General features: G+C 68.3%; 12 protein-coding genes and 2 pseudogenes. All 14 read right to left on the bottom strand.

Going from position 1 to position 14,721, the window contains the following annotated elements:
- Window positions 1-28 precede the first annotated feature (28 nt).
- On the bottom strand, window positions 29-1,063 hold the full coding sequence (locus tag BKA02_RS08980; RefSeq protein WP_246286006.1) for a rhamnose ABC transporter substrate-binding protein: 1,035 nt from the start codon (window positions 1,061-1,063) through the stop codon (window positions 29-31).
- Window positions 1,060-2,145, bottom strand: a complete 1,086-nt coding sequence (locus tag BKA02_RS08975; protein ID WP_179433270.1) for an ABC transporter permease — start codon at window positions 2,143-2,145, stop codon at window positions 1,060-1,062. The genes BKA02_RS08980 and BKA02_RS08975 overlap by 4 nt, the downstream gene beginning before the upstream one ends.
- Window positions 2,138-3,172, bottom strand: a complete 1,035-nt coding sequence (locus tag BKA02_RS08970; protein ID WP_179433268.1) for an ABC transporter permease — start codon at window positions 3,170-3,172, stop codon at window positions 2,138-2,140. Before BKA02_RS08970 ends, BKA02_RS08975 begins: the two co-directional genes overlap by 8 nt.
- Complete coding sequence (locus tag BKA02_RS08965) at window positions 3,169-4,701, bottom strand: ATP-binding cassette domain-containing protein (protein ID WP_179433266.1); 1,533 nt, start codon at window positions 4,699-4,701, stop codon at window positions 3,169-3,171. Before BKA02_RS08965 ends, BKA02_RS08970 begins: the two co-directional genes overlap by 4 nt.
- 15 nt (window positions 4,702-4,716) lie before the next feature.
- The gene (locus tag BKA02_RS08960; protein ID WP_179433264.1) at window positions 4,717-5,718 is read right to left on the bottom strand and encodes a substrate-binding domain-containing protein; all 1,002 of its coding nucleotides are present in this window, start codon (window positions 5,716-5,718) and stop codon (window positions 4,717-4,719) included.
- Window positions 5,715-6,629: a ribokinase gene (locus tag BKA02_RS08955; RefSeq protein ID WP_246286005.1), complete on the bottom strand. Its 915-nt coding sequence runs from the start codon at window positions 6,627-6,629 to the stop codon at window positions 5,715-5,717. Before BKA02_RS08955 ends, BKA02_RS08960 begins: the two co-directional genes overlap by 4 nt.
- A 134-nt stretch (window positions 6,630-6,763) precedes the next feature.
- Window positions 6,764-7,678: an oxygen-dependent tRNA uridine(34) hydroxylase TrhO gene (gene trhO / locus BKA02_RS08950; RefSeq protein ID WP_179433260.1), complete on the bottom strand. Its 915-nt coding sequence runs from the start codon at window positions 7,676-7,678 to the stop codon at window positions 6,764-6,766.
- 117 nt (window positions 7,679-7,795) lie between these two features.
- A complete protein-coding gene (gene pucL / locus BKA02_RS08945; RefSeq protein ID WP_179433258.1) occupies window positions 7,796-8,737 on the bottom strand; it encodes a factor-independent urate hydroxylase in 942 nt (313 codons plus the stop codon).
- A gap of 5 nt (window positions 8,738-8,742) precedes the next feature.
- A complete protein-coding gene (gene uraH, locus BKA02_RS08940) occupies window positions 8,743-9,084 on the bottom strand; it encodes a hydroxyisourate hydrolase (RefSeq protein ID WP_179433256.1) in 342 nt (113 codons plus the stop codon).
- The gene (gene uraD / locus BKA02_RS08935; protein WP_281370273.1) at window positions 9,081-9,587 is read right to left on the bottom strand and encodes a 2-oxo-4-hydroxy-4-carboxy-5-ureidoimidazoline decarboxylase; all 507 of its coding nucleotides are present in this window, start codon (window positions 9,585-9,587) and stop codon (window positions 9,081-9,083) included. The genes uraH and uraD overlap by 4 nt, the downstream gene beginning before the upstream one ends.
- Before the next feature lie 246 nt (window positions 9,588-9,833).
- Complete coding sequence (gene bcp / locus BKA02_RS08930; protein ID WP_179433252.1) at window positions 9,834-10,310, bottom strand: thioredoxin-dependent thiol peroxidase; 477 nt, start codon at window positions 10,308-10,310, stop codon at window positions 9,834-9,836.
- Between the two features lie 77 nt (window positions 10,311-10,387).
- Window positions 10,388-11,752, bottom strand: a pseudogene (allB, locus tag BKA02_RS08925) (allantoinase AllB); the annotation flags it as partial.
- Window positions 11,726-12,850, bottom strand: a pseudogene (locus tag BKA02_RS14405) (glycerate kinase); the annotation flags it as partial. The pseudogenes allB and BKA02_RS14405, both read right to left, overlap by 27 nt.
- A gap of 18 nt (window positions 12,851-12,868) precedes the next feature.
- Window positions 12,869-14,656, bottom strand: a complete 1,788-nt coding sequence (gene gcl / locus BKA02_RS08920; RefSeq protein WP_179433250.1) for a glyoxylate carboligase — start codon at window positions 14,654-14,656, stop codon at window positions 12,869-12,871.
- Window positions 14,657-14,721 lie beyond the last annotated feature (65 nt).

Below are 14,721 nucleotides of genomic sequence, written 5' to 3'. Positions count from 1 at the left end.
GCGAAGACGCGCCTGCGACGAACGAATGTCAGAAGTCGTACTCATCGATGTTGTCGAGGTCGAACACGATGGGCTCGCCCGCCTGGATGATGCCGCCCTCTTCGACGGTGTACTCGCCGAGGTCTCCCGCCGTGAAGGTGTCGCCCTCCGCACCCGTAATGTCGCCGTCGAGGAGAGCCCGGATCGCATACGTGGCGACCCAGCCCATGTCGGCGGGATCGAAGAGCACGAAGCTCTTGATGGTTCCGTCCTCGAGGTAGGCACGCGTGGCGTTCGGCATTCCGATTCCCGTCAGGGTCACGTTGCCCGCGTAGGACGACTCCGAGATGTAGCGCCCGGCGGCGGCGGTTCCCACGGTTGATGTGGACACGATCGCGTCGAGACCGGGGTTGTTCTGCAACGATGCGGCGGTCTTGTCGAAGGACTCCTGGTCATCGTCGTTGGCGTAGAACGTCTCGACGATGGTCAGCCCCGGGTACGTCTCGGCCACGTACTCTTCGATGCCGCTGATCCACGCCTTCTGGTTGTTCGCGTTGGGTGAGGCGCCGAGGATGGCGAATTCCCCGGTGTCGCCGATCTGCGCGACGAGCTGTTCGACGATCGCTTCCGACAGCGCCATATCGGGCACCGGCGACACGAACAGGTCGCGGTAGTCGGGTTCGACGTCCGAGTCGAACGTCACGACCTTCGTGCCGTTGTCCCGCGCGGCCGACAGGGCCTGCCCGAGAGCGCTCGGATCGCTGGCCGAGAGGACGATCCCGTTGCGACCCTGCTGGGCGAGGGTGTTGAGATACGGAACCTGCGCGTCGGCAGCACCGACCTCAGGGCCGACCTCGACATATTCGCCGCCGAGTTCTGCAGTCGCCTCTTCGGCGCCCAGCCCGGCCTGGTCGAAGTAGGGGTTGCCCAGCATCTTGGGCACGTAGCCGATGCTGAGGCCCTCCGAGGTTGCGGCGTCACCGCCGTCCGTGCCCGTGCACCCGGCGAGAGTCACGGCCCCCGCCACGGCGACCGCGACCGCTGCGACCCGCCAGCGGCGGCTCTTCATTGAGCGTTCCATCATTTGTCTCCCTTTCGGTGAGGTTCATGCCCCGCCGCTGTGGAGGCGAGGCTCGGGCGTCGCGCTGAAGCGACAGCTTGAGAGATCCGTCCCGCGAGCAGCGGAATCACGACGGACAGGACGAGAAGGCCGCCGATCGCAATGTTGATCACGTCGGCCGAATTGTTGAGGAAGCGCAGCACGCTCTGGAGCAGCCCGATGAGCAGGACGCCCGCGACCACGCCCGCAATGCGACCGCGTCCACCGAAGATGGAGACCCCGCCGAGCACGACGCCCGCGATGACGGCGAGTTCGAGGCCCTCGGCGTTGTCGCCGCGCGCACTGCCGTATCGGAAGGTGTAGAACACGCCGACCAGACCGGCGACGAGCCCGCTGAGCGCGAACAGCAGGAAGGTCGCTCGAGCCGTGCGCACCCCCGAGAACCGGGCCGTGTCGCGCCCGCGACCGATCGCGTACACGGAGCGGCCGAAAGGTGTCAGATGGAGCACGATCGCGAACACGACGATCGCGAGCACGAGCACGACCGTCACGAGCGGCACACCCGATCCCGGGAAGTTGGCGTTCGCGAGCGACTTCAGCTCGACGGGGAAGGCGGTGATCGAATCGGTGCCGAGCATGCCGATGGCGATTCCGCGGAACAGCGCGAGCGTTCCGATGGTGACGGCGAGCGAAGGCAGACCGAGCACCGCGACGAGGAAACCGTTCACCACGCCCACCACGAGTCCGCAGGCGACGCCGGCGAGCATCGCGAACTCGATCCCGACGCCCTGGGCGTACAACCAGCCCAGCATCACGTTGCTGATGCCGACCGCGCTCGCGACCGACAGGTCGATATCGCCGGAGATGAGGATGAGCGCGACCGGCAGCGCGCACAGCAGAATGGGCGTGACATCCAGGAGCAGGTAGCTGAGGGTGAGCGGGGTACCGAATCGCGGAATCGAGCTGACCGCGACCACCGACACCACGATGAGGATGGCGATCATCACGGCGTCGTGCGTCATCAGCATCCGACGCCACAGCGGCTGAGAATGCGTCAGGTACGTCCGGGGAGCGGTCGCGGGACGAGGTGCCAGGACGTCAGTCATTTTCCTTCTCCCGGATCGCGGAAAGCCTGCGTGCTCGCTGCAACGACAGCAGGCGGTCGAGGATGATCGCACCGATGATGAGCGCGCCGACCACTGCCTGCTGCCAGAACTGCGGAACGCCGAGCAGGGGCAGAGTGCGGTTGATCGTGATGAGCAGCACGGCTCCGATCGCCGCGCCCCACACGGTGCCCGATCCGCCGAAGATCGCGACCCCGCCCAGGACGGCGGCGGCGACGGCAGAGAGCTCCAAGCCGCTGCCTGCCTGCGAGTCGACGGCACCGTACCGGGCGGCGTACAGGAATCCGGCGAGACCGGCGATCGCACCGCTGGCGACGAAAGCGAGGAAGACGAGCCGCTTCGAGGGAAGGCCGAGCATGAGTGCCGCTGCCGGGTCGGAACCGATCGCGTAGAGCTCGCGCGCACTCTGGCGGTATCGCATATACCAGGCGACGACGAACACGAGCACGAGCGCGATGACGCTCAGCGTCGGCACGCCGAACACGGAGCTCACCCCGAACGAGCGGAAGTCTGCCGGCATGTCCGACGCGCTGATCGTCTTCCCGCCCGCCCACATGACGTTGATCCCGCGGAAGGCGTACAGGGTGCCGAGTGTGACGACGAGCGCCGGGGCGCCGACCACGGCGATCAGAACGGCATTCACCGATCCGAGCAGCGCTCCCATGCCGAGAGCCGCCAGCGCAACGAAGGGCAACGGCACGCCCGGCATGTTGGATGCAACGGTGCCGGCGAGCCACGCGCTCAATCCGAGCGTCGACGCGACCGACAGATCGATGTTGCGCGTGATGAGCACCACTGCCTGCGCCACTGCGAGGAGAACAAGGATCGACGGCGTCAGCAGCAGGTCGCGGATGCCGTCCTGGCCGAACAGGAAGCTCGGACGCTGGATGGTCGCCACCAGAATGAGGAGGACGAGCACGATGGCCACCGCGGCCTCGCGCGAGGTGAGAGTGCGGGCGGCGAAGCGCTGCCAGGCGGGCCTGCCCTCCGTGCGGGTCGGCACGCTCATACCGACACCCCCTTTCCGTGGGTGGCTGCGTACATGACGTTCTCGGCGGTTGCGTCTGCGTGATCGAACTCCTCCATCACGCGGCCTTCACGCATCACCAGGATGCGATCGGCCATGCCGAGCACCTCGGGCAGGTCGGAGGAGATCATGAGGATGCCGAGGCCTGCGTGCGTGAGCTCGGCGAGGATGCGATGCACCTCCGCTTTGGTCCCCACGTCGATGCCGCGCGTGGGCTCGTCGACGATCAGCAGGCGGGGCTGGGACGCGAGCCACTTCGCGAGGACGACCTTCTGCTGGTTGCCGCCCGACAGCGTGCCTGCGGGAGTGTCGAGTGCCCGAGCCTTCACCTGGAGCCGAGCGAGCCAGGTGCCCGACATCCTGTTCTCGCGCCGTGTCGTGAGCAGGCCGAACCTGGCCAGGGTGCGACGTACGGCGAGCGCGACGTTGCGGGAGAGTCCGAAATCGAGGATGAGTCCCTGATGACGCCGGTCCTCGGGAACGAGGCCGATGCCCGCCGACATGGCGGCGGGGACGTCGTGGCGGCGCAGAGCGACGCCGCCGACGCGCACCTCGCCGCTGTCATAGCGGTCAACTCCGAAGATCGCACGGACGACCTCGCTGCGGCCCGCACCCACGAGCCCGGCGAGTCCGACGATCTCACCAGCCCTGACCTCGAGGTCGATGTCGTGGAAGACGCCGAGGGCGGTCAGACCCCGCACCTCGAGCACGACGTCGCCGGAGTCGCGCTCTCCACGCGGGTACAGCGATTCGACGTCGCGGCCGACCATTCGGCGCACGACCTCGTCTTCGGTGGTGTCGGCGATCGTGGCCGTCGAGACGTAGGCGCCGTCGCGCATGACCGTGACGGTGTCGCAGAGATCCCACACCTCTTCGAACCGATGCGAGATGAACAGGATCGCGCAGCCCTCGTCGCGTAGCGCGCGTGCGATCGTGAACAGTCGCTGCACCTCCGCCGGACTCAAAGCGGCAGTGGGCTCATCCATGATCAGCACGCGTGCGTCCATGGAAATGGCCTTGGCGATCTCGATGATCTGCTGATCGGCGATCGAGAGCCCCTCGGCGACGCGGTCGGGGTCGATGTGCACGCCCAGTCGGGCGAAGAGCGCCTGCGACTGCTTGCGCATGCGCGAGCGATCGACGTTGCCGATCCGGGTGCGCGGGAACCGGCCCATGAAGATGTTCTCCATGACCGACAGGTCGGGCAGCAGCGTCGGCTCCTGGTACACGATCGCGATACCAGCGGCCTTGGCATCGGCGGTGTTGCGGAAGGCGATCTCTGCCCCGTCCATCTCGATGACACCGGCGTCGGGTGAGTACAGACCCGCGATGATCTTCACCATCGTCGACTTGCCCGCACCGTTCTCCCCCATCAGGGCGTGCACGGACCCCGCTCGCAGGGCGAGCTCGCCGTTGCGCAGCGCGACGACGGCACCGAACGATTTCGTGATGCCGGCCACCCGCAGGGTGACAGCGCGCGACCGCTCGCCGACCGGATCTCCGTTGACCACTGTTCTCTCCTCGTTTCAGGGCGTGCAGCCGCAGGATCGGCCGATGATCAGATCGGTGGGGATTTCCCAATGAAGTTCTGCCTGGCTGTCGTCGAACAGGCGACGTACCGCGGCGCGGGCGATCACTTCGCTCGGCTGACGCACGGTGGTCAGCGTCGGCCGGAGCGTCGCTGCCTGCTTCGTGCCGTCGATGCTCGCAACGGCCAGCTGCTCGGGCACCGCAACGCCATCAGCGGTGGCGGCCGAGATCAAACCACGCGCCTGATCGTCGCTCGCGCAGAACACCGCTCGCGGCAGCACCGCGCGCGTGCCTTCTCGGAGGCGCGCCCACGCCTCGACGCCGCCGGCGAAGGAATAGGCGGTGCGCACGATCGCATGGGGCTCGCGGCCCTCGCGTCGAAGAGCCGTCGCGAAGCCCTCCATGCGGTCGTCGCTGACGAACGTGCTCTCGATTCCGGTGACGCACGCGAACGAGTCGTATCCGTGCGAGAGCAGATGAGTGGTCGCGGCATCCGCGGCGTCGATGTGATCGATGCTCACCGAGCGGATCATGCTGTGCGGGTTCGAGCGGTCGACGACCACGACCGGGATATCGGCATCCACCGCGAACTGCAGAGACATCTGCTTGCTCACGCCGATGAAGATCATCCCGTCTACGCGGTGACTGACGAAGGACTTAACGTACGCGGTCTCGCGCTCGCGCGCCTCGGCGGAGTTGCCGATGAAGACCAGGCGCCCCGACTGCAATGCCGCCTCCTCGACCGCGAGCGCGAGCTCGGCGAAGAAGCTGTTGTCGAGATTGGGCACGATCATTCCGACGGTGCCCGTACCGCTTCCCGCGAGCGATTGAGCGATCGGGTTGGGTACGTAACCGAGCTCCTCGATCGCCGCGAGCACGCGCGCACGCCGCTCCGGGCTCACGTTGCGAGGGCCGCCGTTGATGACGTAGCTCACGACTGCGACCGACGTTCCCGCGAGCCGAGCGACATCGTCGCGGCTCACACGCTTGGCACTCACCGGAGCACCTCCTCGAATAGGGGATAGCTCGCCGCCGCTCCCGCCGATTCCACCGACATCGTCGCCGCCGCCACCGCGAACCTCACGCTGCTCTCGAGGTCGGCCCCGAACGCGAGCCGCGCAGCGAGCGCACCGACGAAGGCGTCTCCCGCCCCGGTCGTGTCGACGACCCGCTCAGGTCGGGGCGCAGGCACGTGGATGGTGCCCTCCGTCGTTGCCAGCATGGCGCCCCGATCTCCGATGGTCACCACGACGCTGCGTGCCGTTTCGGACAGGAGCGAGGCGAGTGTCAAATCGTCGTGCGGTCCCTCCAGAGCCAGCAGCTGACGGGCCTCGATCTCGTTGACGATCAACGGATCGGCGTTGCGCAGGGCTTCGCCGAAATCGACAACGGGGGCGAGGTTGATCAGGGTGCGCACGCCACTGGCGTGTGCAATCGTCGCAGCCCGACGGGAGAGCGACACCGGGATCTCCCCCTGGAGCACCAGAATCCGGGCCCGGCCGATCGCTGCGCGGAGCGCCGCGTCGGAGATCTCACCGATTGAGCTCGCCCCGGGACTCACGATGATCTGGTTCGCCCCCGCAGCGTCCCGCACGACCGCGGCCACACCCGACTCTGCATCGTCGACGGTGATGAGGCCGGGCGTCGACACCCCGAACTCGTTCAACCAAGCAAGGAGCTCTGAGGCCTTGCTGTCGTCTCCGACAAATCCGACCATCTCCGACCGGGCGCCCGAGCGCGCAGCAGCGACGGCTTGGTTCGCGCCCTTGCCGCCGAGCCCGCGGGTGACAGCGTGCGCGACAACGGTCTCACCGGGCTGCGGGAGCGAATCCACCAGAAACTGCTGGTCGAGATGAATCGATCCGATCGTCAGCACATGTGTGTTCTGACCCGACTCTGCAGGCTCCATTGCACTCCAATATCTACGGCACAGCTACGCGCGTAGACACAGCGTATATGGACCGTGTGCACGTTGCAAGTCGGCCCTCGGAACGGCTAACGCGAGGGCTTGTTGGCGCGACCGCTCGCTTTGTCAGACACGCCCTAACGGCCTCGGTCGGTGTTCACGCGCTCGGCGTGGTCCTCGCACGGCACAGCCGCGCAGTCGGCGCACACGACGAACTGGCGGCGGCACGACGCATCCGGGCAGTTCGCGGTGCGGTTGGTCGCGCCGCCGCACCCGGCGCACCGCCCGATGACGGCGGCGTGGTCGCTGAAGTCGATCGATCCGCGGCCGTCGAACACGTACAGGGAGCCCTCCCACAGCCCGTCGTCGCCGAAGGTCTCGCCGTAGTGCACGATGCCGCCGTCGAGCTGGTACACCTCGTCGAAGCCGCGCGTCTTCATCAACCCCGAGAGCACCTCGCACCGGATGCCGCCCGTGCAGTACGTCACCACGGGGCGGCCCTTGAGGTCGTCGAAGGCGCCGGAATCCAGCAGCCCGACGAACTCCCGGGTATTGTCGACCTCGGGCACCACCGCGCCCCGGAAGCGGCCGATCCCGGCCTCGACGGCGTTGCGGCCGTCGAAGAACACCAGCTCCTCGCCGCGCGCGGCCACCAGCTCGTGCAGTTCTTCGGGGCTCAGCCGCTCGCCGCCGCCCACGACACCGCGCTCATCGACGGTCAGCTCGTGCGGGGCTCCGAACGAGACGATCTCGTCGCGCACCCGCACGCTGAGCGCGGGGAAGTCGGTGCTGAAGCCGTCGGCGTCGATCGCGGTACCCTCGCTCCATTTCACATCCGCGTCGCGGAAGGCCGGGTAGGCACGGAACGAGCGCAGCCAGCGCTTGACGGCGGGCAGGTCTCCCCCGAGCGTGCCGTTGATGCCGTCGGCGGAGATCAGGATGCGCCCTCGTATCTGCAGCGAGGCGCACAGATCGCGCTGCCACAGCCGGATCGCCTCGGGATCGGGCAACGGCGCGAACGCGTAGAACAAGACGATCTTCGGAGTGGCCACCCAGCGATTTTAGGTGCTCACGCCCGCATTGCCGCTCCCGGAAATGCCGCACGCCGGGCCCGACGCGGCGAGCGTCGGACCCGGCGTGCGGGCGTGATCCTTACGGACCGGATGCGATCAGCAGAACGCGGTCGCGGACTGCCAGACCTTCAGCGCGGGGTCCGAGCCCTCACGGGTGACCGAAGCCTCGATCAGACCGTAGGAGCGGTCCGAAGCGAAGAAGACCTCGCCCGGGTTGTCCAGCTGGTACGGCGAGAGGTCCACGAGGAAGTGGTGCTTGTTCGGCATCGACATGCGGATCTCGGCGATCTCCGGGTGAGCCTCGAGCACGGCGCGGCCCATGTCGAACATGGTCGTCTGCAGCGCGGCCGAGTAGCGACGTGTGAACTCCTCGAGGAGGATGCGCTTGACGTCGGCGTAGATCGCGTCGAAGTCGAGGTCGCGCGAGCCCTCGGCGAAGCGCCACCGGGCGGTGACATCGGTCGAGAGGATGCGGTCGGTCGTCTCCTGCAGGCTGGTGTAGCGGTCCTTCGGGTAGCCCACGAAGCCGGCCTCGGTGCTCTTGAGGACCGTGAGGCCCTTCAGACCCTGCACGACGTGACGCTCGTCGCCGTCGGCGAGAACGTACGCGGTGCGCGTCTCCTGGCCCTTGCGGACGAAGGAGTGGTCGTGGCCCTCGCCATCGACCTGGATGCGCTCCCACTCGTACTTCTCGGCCTCCCAGCGGCCGCCCGAGACCCAGTCGAACGAGCTGGTGAAGTGGTCCGAGAGACGCAGGAGGAAGGCCTCGGGGGTGCCGATGCCGTCGCGCGAGAACGAGAAGATGGTGTTCTTCTGCGTGTCGGTGGCCACGACGTGGCCGTTGTCGCCCTCGAGATGGGCTGCCTCGAAATCGCCGTGCAGCTGCGAGGTGACGTTGAGGTCATCGATCTCGTGGCGCTCGGAGTCGCGGGTGATCTTCACCACGCGCACCTCGGCCTTGCCGTACTGGTTCGCGCCCAGGACGATGCCCGAATCGGTGGCGGTGGTCTCGACGGGGTTGGTCAGGATGTCGGTCATGTCTTTCAGCTTCCTCGGTAAGTGGAATAGGCGAACGGGCTCAGCAGCAGCGGCACGTGGTAGTGCGCCGCCTCATCGTCGGTGACGAACGTGAGCACCGCTTCCGGGTAGAAGGTGGGGGTGTTGCGAGAGGCGAAGTAGGAGCCGGTGTCGAAGTGGAGACGGTACGTGCCGCCGGGAACCCGTTCGGGTCCGAGCTGCTTGGCGCGCCCATCCGCATCCGTCACCGCCTCGGCGACGAGCGTCCACTCGCCTGCGTTCTTCGCGAACAGCTGCACGGCGATGCCAGGGGCAGGCAGCCCCTGAGCAGCGTCGAGCACGTGAGTGGTGATGTGCGACACGGTCATGCGACCACGGCTCCCTTCAGGCGCAGCAGGGCGATCTGCCTCAGCTGCTCCGCGACGATGCGCTCCTCGGTGTCGTCGTCGTTGCGCAGGCGCTCCTGCAGCGCGGCGAGGATCTCCTCGCTCGTGCGGCCGGCGGCGCGGATCAGGAAGACCCGGCCGAAGCGATCCTCGTAGGCCCGATTGCCGTCTCGCAGCGCATCCTGCACCGACGCATCCGGGGCGAGCCCGGCCTGCTCGGAGCGGGACAGCGACGCTTCACGGCTCTCGCCCTGGGCACGCTCCCCGATACGGGGATGGTGCGCCAGTGCCGCCTCGACCTCGGCCTGCGTGAACGGTGCAGCGGCCTCGGCCGCCTCCGCCTCGAGGGCTTCGATCGAGTCGTACGGGCGATGGTCGACGAGGTGCTCGCACCAGCGCGTCACATCGACGCACGGTCGGAGCGCGGCGATCGCCTCGAGGCGATCGGCTCCATTGAACTCCTCAAGCAGCATTGCTTGATCCATTTCTGTCTCTGCTGGCATCCACGGCGTACAAATACGAACTCATCGAGCTTCCCGTTTCACCGAGTCACTCGCTGCTTTCGTATCGTGGAACTGTTATTTCAGCATGCGGTAACTCTATCAACCCTCTTCGCGCATGGCAACCCCATCGACGCCGAAACCCCGCCCTGTCGTCGAGACGCCTGCCTGTGCATGCGCACAATCAGGGGTATCGACGAGAGAGCGGGGTCTCGAGCGGGGTTGTCCGGACTACAGGCCGAGCGCCTCGCGCAGTCGCGCGACGTGGCCCTGCGCGTCGACCGCGTACTCGGCGATCTGGATGCGCCCGGTGGCGTCGATCACGAACGTCGAGCGGATCAGACCGTCGAAGGTACGACCCTGCACGGTCTTCTCGCCCCACGCGCCCCAGGCCTTGGCCACTGCCGAGTCCTCGTCGGACAGCAGCGGGAAGGCCAGCTGCTCTGCCTCGGCGAACTCGGCGAGCTTGGCGACCGGGTCGGGCGAGATGCCCAGAACCGTGTAGCCGGCGCCCTGGAAGGAGGCGAGGTTGTCGCGGAAGTCGCACGCCTCCGTGGTGCAGCCGGGTGTGAACGCGCCGGGGTAGAAGTACACGATCACCGGAGTGCCGCGATGATCGGCCAGCGACTGCGGCGTTCCCTGCGCGTCGTTCAGCGTGAAGTCCGGCGCGTCCTGGCCGACCTCGAGCCTGGTTGCGGTCTCGCTCATGCGGTCTTCTCCTTCTCCGCCCCGTGGGGCGTGGTCAGTCGGTTTCGGAGGGGTCGGCGCAGGCGCGGCGTCACGCCTCCGTCGTTGCGCAGCAGACGGCCGCGCGGAACCTGCGGATCGATCCGCTCACCGGCCAGGTACGAGGCGCGCACGACGCCGGTGAGCTCACGCCCGTCGTACGGCGTGATCGGATGCCGGTGCGAGAGCACGCGCGCGTCCACCGTGAACGTCTCCTCCGGGGCGAAGACGGCGAAGTCCGCCGCCGCGCCCTGAACGATGCGGCCCTTGTCTCGCAGGCCCACGCGGTCGGCGGGCGCCTGCGACATGAGGGCGACCACGCGCTCGAGCGGGATTCCACGACGACGCGCCTCCGTCCACACCACGGGAAGCCCCAACTGCAGCGAGGCGATGCCGCCCCACGCGATCGAGAAGTCGCCGTCTCCGGCGTACTTCATCTCCGGCGTGGAGGGCGAGTGATCGGAGACGATGTAGTCGATGACGCCGTCCTCGAGCCCCTTCCACAGCGCGCCGCGGTTGTCGTCCTCGCGGATCGGCGGGCAGCATTTGAACGCCGTGGCGCCGGAGGGGATGTCTTCGGCCGACAGCGTCAGGTAGTGCGGGCAGGTCTCGACCGAGAGGTCGATGCCCTCCGCCCGCGCGGCCGCGATACGGTCGATGGAGTCGCCGTTGGACAGGTGCAGGATGTGCGCACGCGCCCCTGTCTCGGCAGCGGCGGCGATGACCTCGGCGATCGCCGCATCCTCGGCGGAGCGCGGGCGCGAGGCGAGGAAGTCGGCGTAGGCCGGACCGGTCAGCGCGGTCTTGCCCGACTCATCGATGATGTGCGCGTCTTCGGCGTGCACGATGATCATCGAGCCGAGCCCCGCGAGCACCCCCATGGCATCGCGCATCTCGTCGACCGAGACCTCCGGGAACTCGTCGACCCCCGACGGGAGCAGGAAGCACTTGAACCCGTAGACGCCGGCCTCGTGCAGTGGGGAGAGGTCTTCGAGGTTTCCGGGGATCACGCCGCCCCAGAAGCCGACGTCGACGAAGACGTTGCCCTCGGCGGTGGCGCGTTTGATCTCGAGCGCCTCGACGGTGACGGTCGGCGGGATGCTGTTCAGCGGCATGTCGACGATGGTCGTCACGCCGCCGGCGGCCGCGGCGCGGGTGGCGGACTCGAAGCCCTCCCACTCGGTGCGACCGGGGTCGTTCACGTGCACGTGGGTGTCGACGAGCCCGGGAAGGATCAGCTCGTCGGCGGCGGCATCGACGATCTCGGGCGCTTCCAGGTCGGCTCCTGCGGGGGCGACGCGGGCGATGCGCCCCTGCCGCACGCCGATCTCCACCGACGTGATGGCACCGTCGATCAGCGCGCGACCGCGCAGCACGAGGTCGAAGCCGAGCGGACGGATCTGCGCGGCCAGCGCCTCGCTGATGTCGGCGAGCAGGGGGCCGGCTTCAGCCATGCTGCGCTTCGCGTCCGGCTCGATGTCGGCCAGGGCGCGCACGCCGGCGAAGCCCGCCTTCTCGCTCTCCTCGGCGCTCAGCGTGGAGCGGCCGCAGACGGCATAGGTGGGAATGGCGGCGCGTGCCGCGGCGCGGGCGACGCCCACGGGCGTCTTGCCGCCCAGGCTCTGCCCGTCCAGGCTTCCCTCGCCGGTGATGACGGCGTCGACACCCTGCAGCGCCTCGGCGACACCGGTGAGCTCGAGCACGACGTCCACGCCCGGTCGGCGCACGGCGCCGAGGAGGAGCGCGGCGTAGCCGACGCCTCCGGCGGCTCCGGCACCGGGCATCTCCGCGGCGATGGAGGGGATGATGGCGAGGTCGTCGCCGACGGCGTCGAGCACCTCGACGAAGCGTCCGAGCGCGTCGTCCAGCGTCGCGACATCGCGCTCGGATGCGCCCTTCTGCGGGCCGAAGACCGCAGGGGCGCCGTTCTCTCCGCGCAGCGGGTTGTCGACGTCGGCGGCGAGGATCAGTTCGACGTCGGCCACGCGGGGGTCGAGCTCGGAGAGATCGATGCGGTCGAGGTCGGCGAGCGCACCGCCGCCGAGGGCGATCTCGACGCCTGCGGCATCGAGCAGCCGCGCGCCGAGACCCTGCAGCACGCCGGCGCCGCCGTCGGTGGAGGCGCTGCCGCCCACCCCGAGCACGATGCGCCGAGCGCCGGCATCCAGCGCCGCGCGCAGCAGCTGACCCGTGCCGAGGCTCGTCGCGGCGCGGGCGTCGCGCTCGTCCTCGGCCACGAGGTCGAGGCCGGATGCCTGGGCCATCTCGACCACGGCATCCGTTCCGCGCAGGGCGAAGGAGGCCTCCACCGGAACCGCGCCGGGACCGGCCACGACGGCGGTGTGCCGTGCGAAACCGGCCGCCAGCGCGGCCTCCACCGTGCCCTCCCCGCCGTCGGCGACGGGGAGAACCACGACCTGGGTCGACGGATCGACGCGATGAATGCCCTCGGCGATCCGCTCCGCGGCCTCTGCCGCAGACAGCGAACCTTTGAACTTGTCAGGGGCGATGAGGACACGCATGGGTGATGCTCCGTTTGGTCAGTCGAGCAGAGCGTACACGGATTCCGGTGCGTCCGTGGCGACGGTGGCGAGGTCCTCGAACTCGTTCATGGAGTCGAGGTCGGCGCCCATCGCGATGTTGGTGACCCGCTCGAGGATGACTTCGACGACCACCGGCACCTGGAACTCATCCCTCAGCTTCGCCGCCTCGGCGAAGCCGGCGGCGAGGTCCTCGGGGCGCTCGACGCGGAGCGCCTTGCAGCCCAGGCCCTCGGCGACCTTGACGTGGTCGACGCCGTAGCCTGTGGCGATGCTCGAGGAGTCCTGCGGGGTGTTCACGTTGTCGAACGCGAGCGAGACCTCGTAGTCCATCTCGAAGCCGCGCTGCGACTGGCGGATGAGACCCAGGTAGCTGTTGTTCACCACGACGTGGATGTAGGGCAGCTTGTGCTGCGCGCCGACCGCGAGCTCTTCGATCATGAATTGGAAGTCGTAGTCGCCCGAGAGCGCGACGACCTGCTCGCCCGGCTTACCACGGACGACGCCGAGCGCGGCGGGGCCGGTCCAGCCCAGCGGACCTGCCTGTCCGGCGTTGATCCACTTGCGGGGGCCGTACACGTGCAGCAGCTGGGCACCCGCGATCTGGGACAGACCGATGGTCGTCACGAAGGTGGTGTCGCGGTCGAACGCCGTGAGCATCTCCTGGTAAACGCGGTGCGGCTTCATCGGCACGTCGTCGAAGTTCGTCTTGCGCAGCAGACGCGCCTTGCGGTCGCGGCACTCCTCGGCCCAGCCGTTGTAGTCCGGCAACTCGGCCACGCGGTCGCGGGCGGCCTCGAGCAGGGCGTCGATGAACGCGCCGGCATCCGAGACGACGCCGTAGTCCGGCGCGAAGACACGGCCGATCTGCGTCGGCTCGATGTCGACGTGCACGAACGTACGGCCCTTTCGGTACGTGTCCAGGCCGCCGGTGTGCCGGTTGGCCCAGCGGTTGCCGATGCCGAGCACGAAGTCGGACTCGAGGAAGCTGGCGTTGCCGTAGCGCTGCGAGGTCTGGATGCCGACCAGCCCAGCCGCCAGCGGGTGGTCGTCGGGGAGCACGCCCCAGCCCATGAGAGTCGGGAACACAGGCACGCCGAGGGTCTCGGCGAGCTCGACGAGCTTGTCCGAGGCACCGGAGTTCACGATGCCGCCACCGGCGATGATCGCGGGGTGCTTGGAGGCCACGAGCATGTCGAGCACCTTCTCGGCCTGCGCGCGCGTGGCCGCGGGCCGTGCCACGGGAAGCGGCTCGTAGGTGTCGATGTCGAACTCGATCTCGGCCATCTGCACATCGAACGGCAGGTCGATCAGCACGGGGCCGGGACGGCCGGAGCGCATGATCTGGAAGGCCGTCTGGAAGACGCCGGGCACCTGGGCGCCCTCGAGCACGGTCTTGGCGAACTTCGTGACCGGCTTGGCGATCGAGGCGATGTCGACGGCCTGGAAGTCCTCCTTGTCGAGCTTCGCCACCGGTGCCTGCCCGGTGATGCACAGCATCGGGATGGAGTCGGCGATCGCGGCGTACAGGCCGGTGATCATGTCGGTCCCGGCCGGGCCCGAAGTGCCCAGGCATACGCCGATGCGGCCGTCGGCCGTGCGGCTGTAGCCGTCGGCCATGTGCGAGGCGCCCTCGACGTGGCGGGCGAGGGTGTGCCGGATGCCGCCGTTGGCGCGCATCGCGGAGTAGAGCGGGTTGATGGCGGCGCCGGGCAGACCGAACGCCTCATCGGCGCCCTCCTTGATCAGGATCTGCACAATGGCGTCCACTGCACGCATACGGGTCATGATGTGTCCTTTGTTCTCTCGGCTGCTGCCGGCGACGCGCGTCGAATGCAGCGACCGAGGTGTGG

The sequence above is a fragment of the Microbacterium pseudoresistens genome (genome assembly GCF_013409745.1).
GTDB lineage: Bacteria > Actinomycetota > Actinomycetes > Actinomycetales > Microbacteriaceae > Microbacterium > Microbacterium pseudoresistens.
Note: the sequence above shows the minus strand (reverse complement) of the source record. Positions and strands in the feature narration are given on the sequence as shown.

What these genes read in the sequence shown, in the direction of transcription:
- gcl (WP_179433250.1), bottom strand. Translation starts at nt 14,656, where the DNA reads ATGACCCGTATGCGTGCAGTGGACGCCATTGTGCAGATCCTGATCAAG.
- BKA02_RS08970 (WP_179433268.1), bottom strand. Translation starts at nt 3,172, where the DNA reads ATGAGCGTGCCGACCCGCACGGAGGGCAGGCCCGCCTGGCAGCGCTTC.
- pucL (WP_179433258.1), bottom strand. Translation starts at nt 8,737, where the DNA reads ATGACCGACATCCTGACCAACCCCGTCGAGACCACCGCCACCGATTCG.
- BKA02_RS08975 (WP_179433270.1), bottom strand. Translation starts at nt 2,145, where the DNA reads ATGACTGACGTCCTGGCACCTCGTCCCGCGACCGCTCCCCGGACGTAC.
- uraD (WP_281370273.1), bottom strand. Translation starts at nt 9,587, where the DNA reads ATGGATCAAGCAATGCTGCTTGAGGAGTTCAATGGAGCCGATCGCCTC.
- BKA02_RS08955 (WP_246286005.1), bottom strand. Translation starts at nt 6,629, where the DNA reads ATGGAGCCTGCAGAGTCGGGTCAGAACACACATGTGCTGACGATCGGA.
- uraH (WP_179433256.1), bottom strand. Translation starts at nt 9,084, where the DNA reads ATGACCGTGTCGCACATCACCACTCACGTGCTCGACGCTGCTCAGGGG.
- bcp (WP_179433252.1), bottom strand. Translation starts at nt 10,310, where the DNA reads ATGAGCGAGACCGCAACCAGGCTCGAGGTCGGCCAGGACGCGCCGGAC.
- BKA02_RS08980 (WP_246286006.1), bottom strand. Translation starts at nt 1,063, where the DNA reads ATGATGGAACGCTCAATGAAGAGCCGCCGCTGGCGGGTCGCAGCGGTC.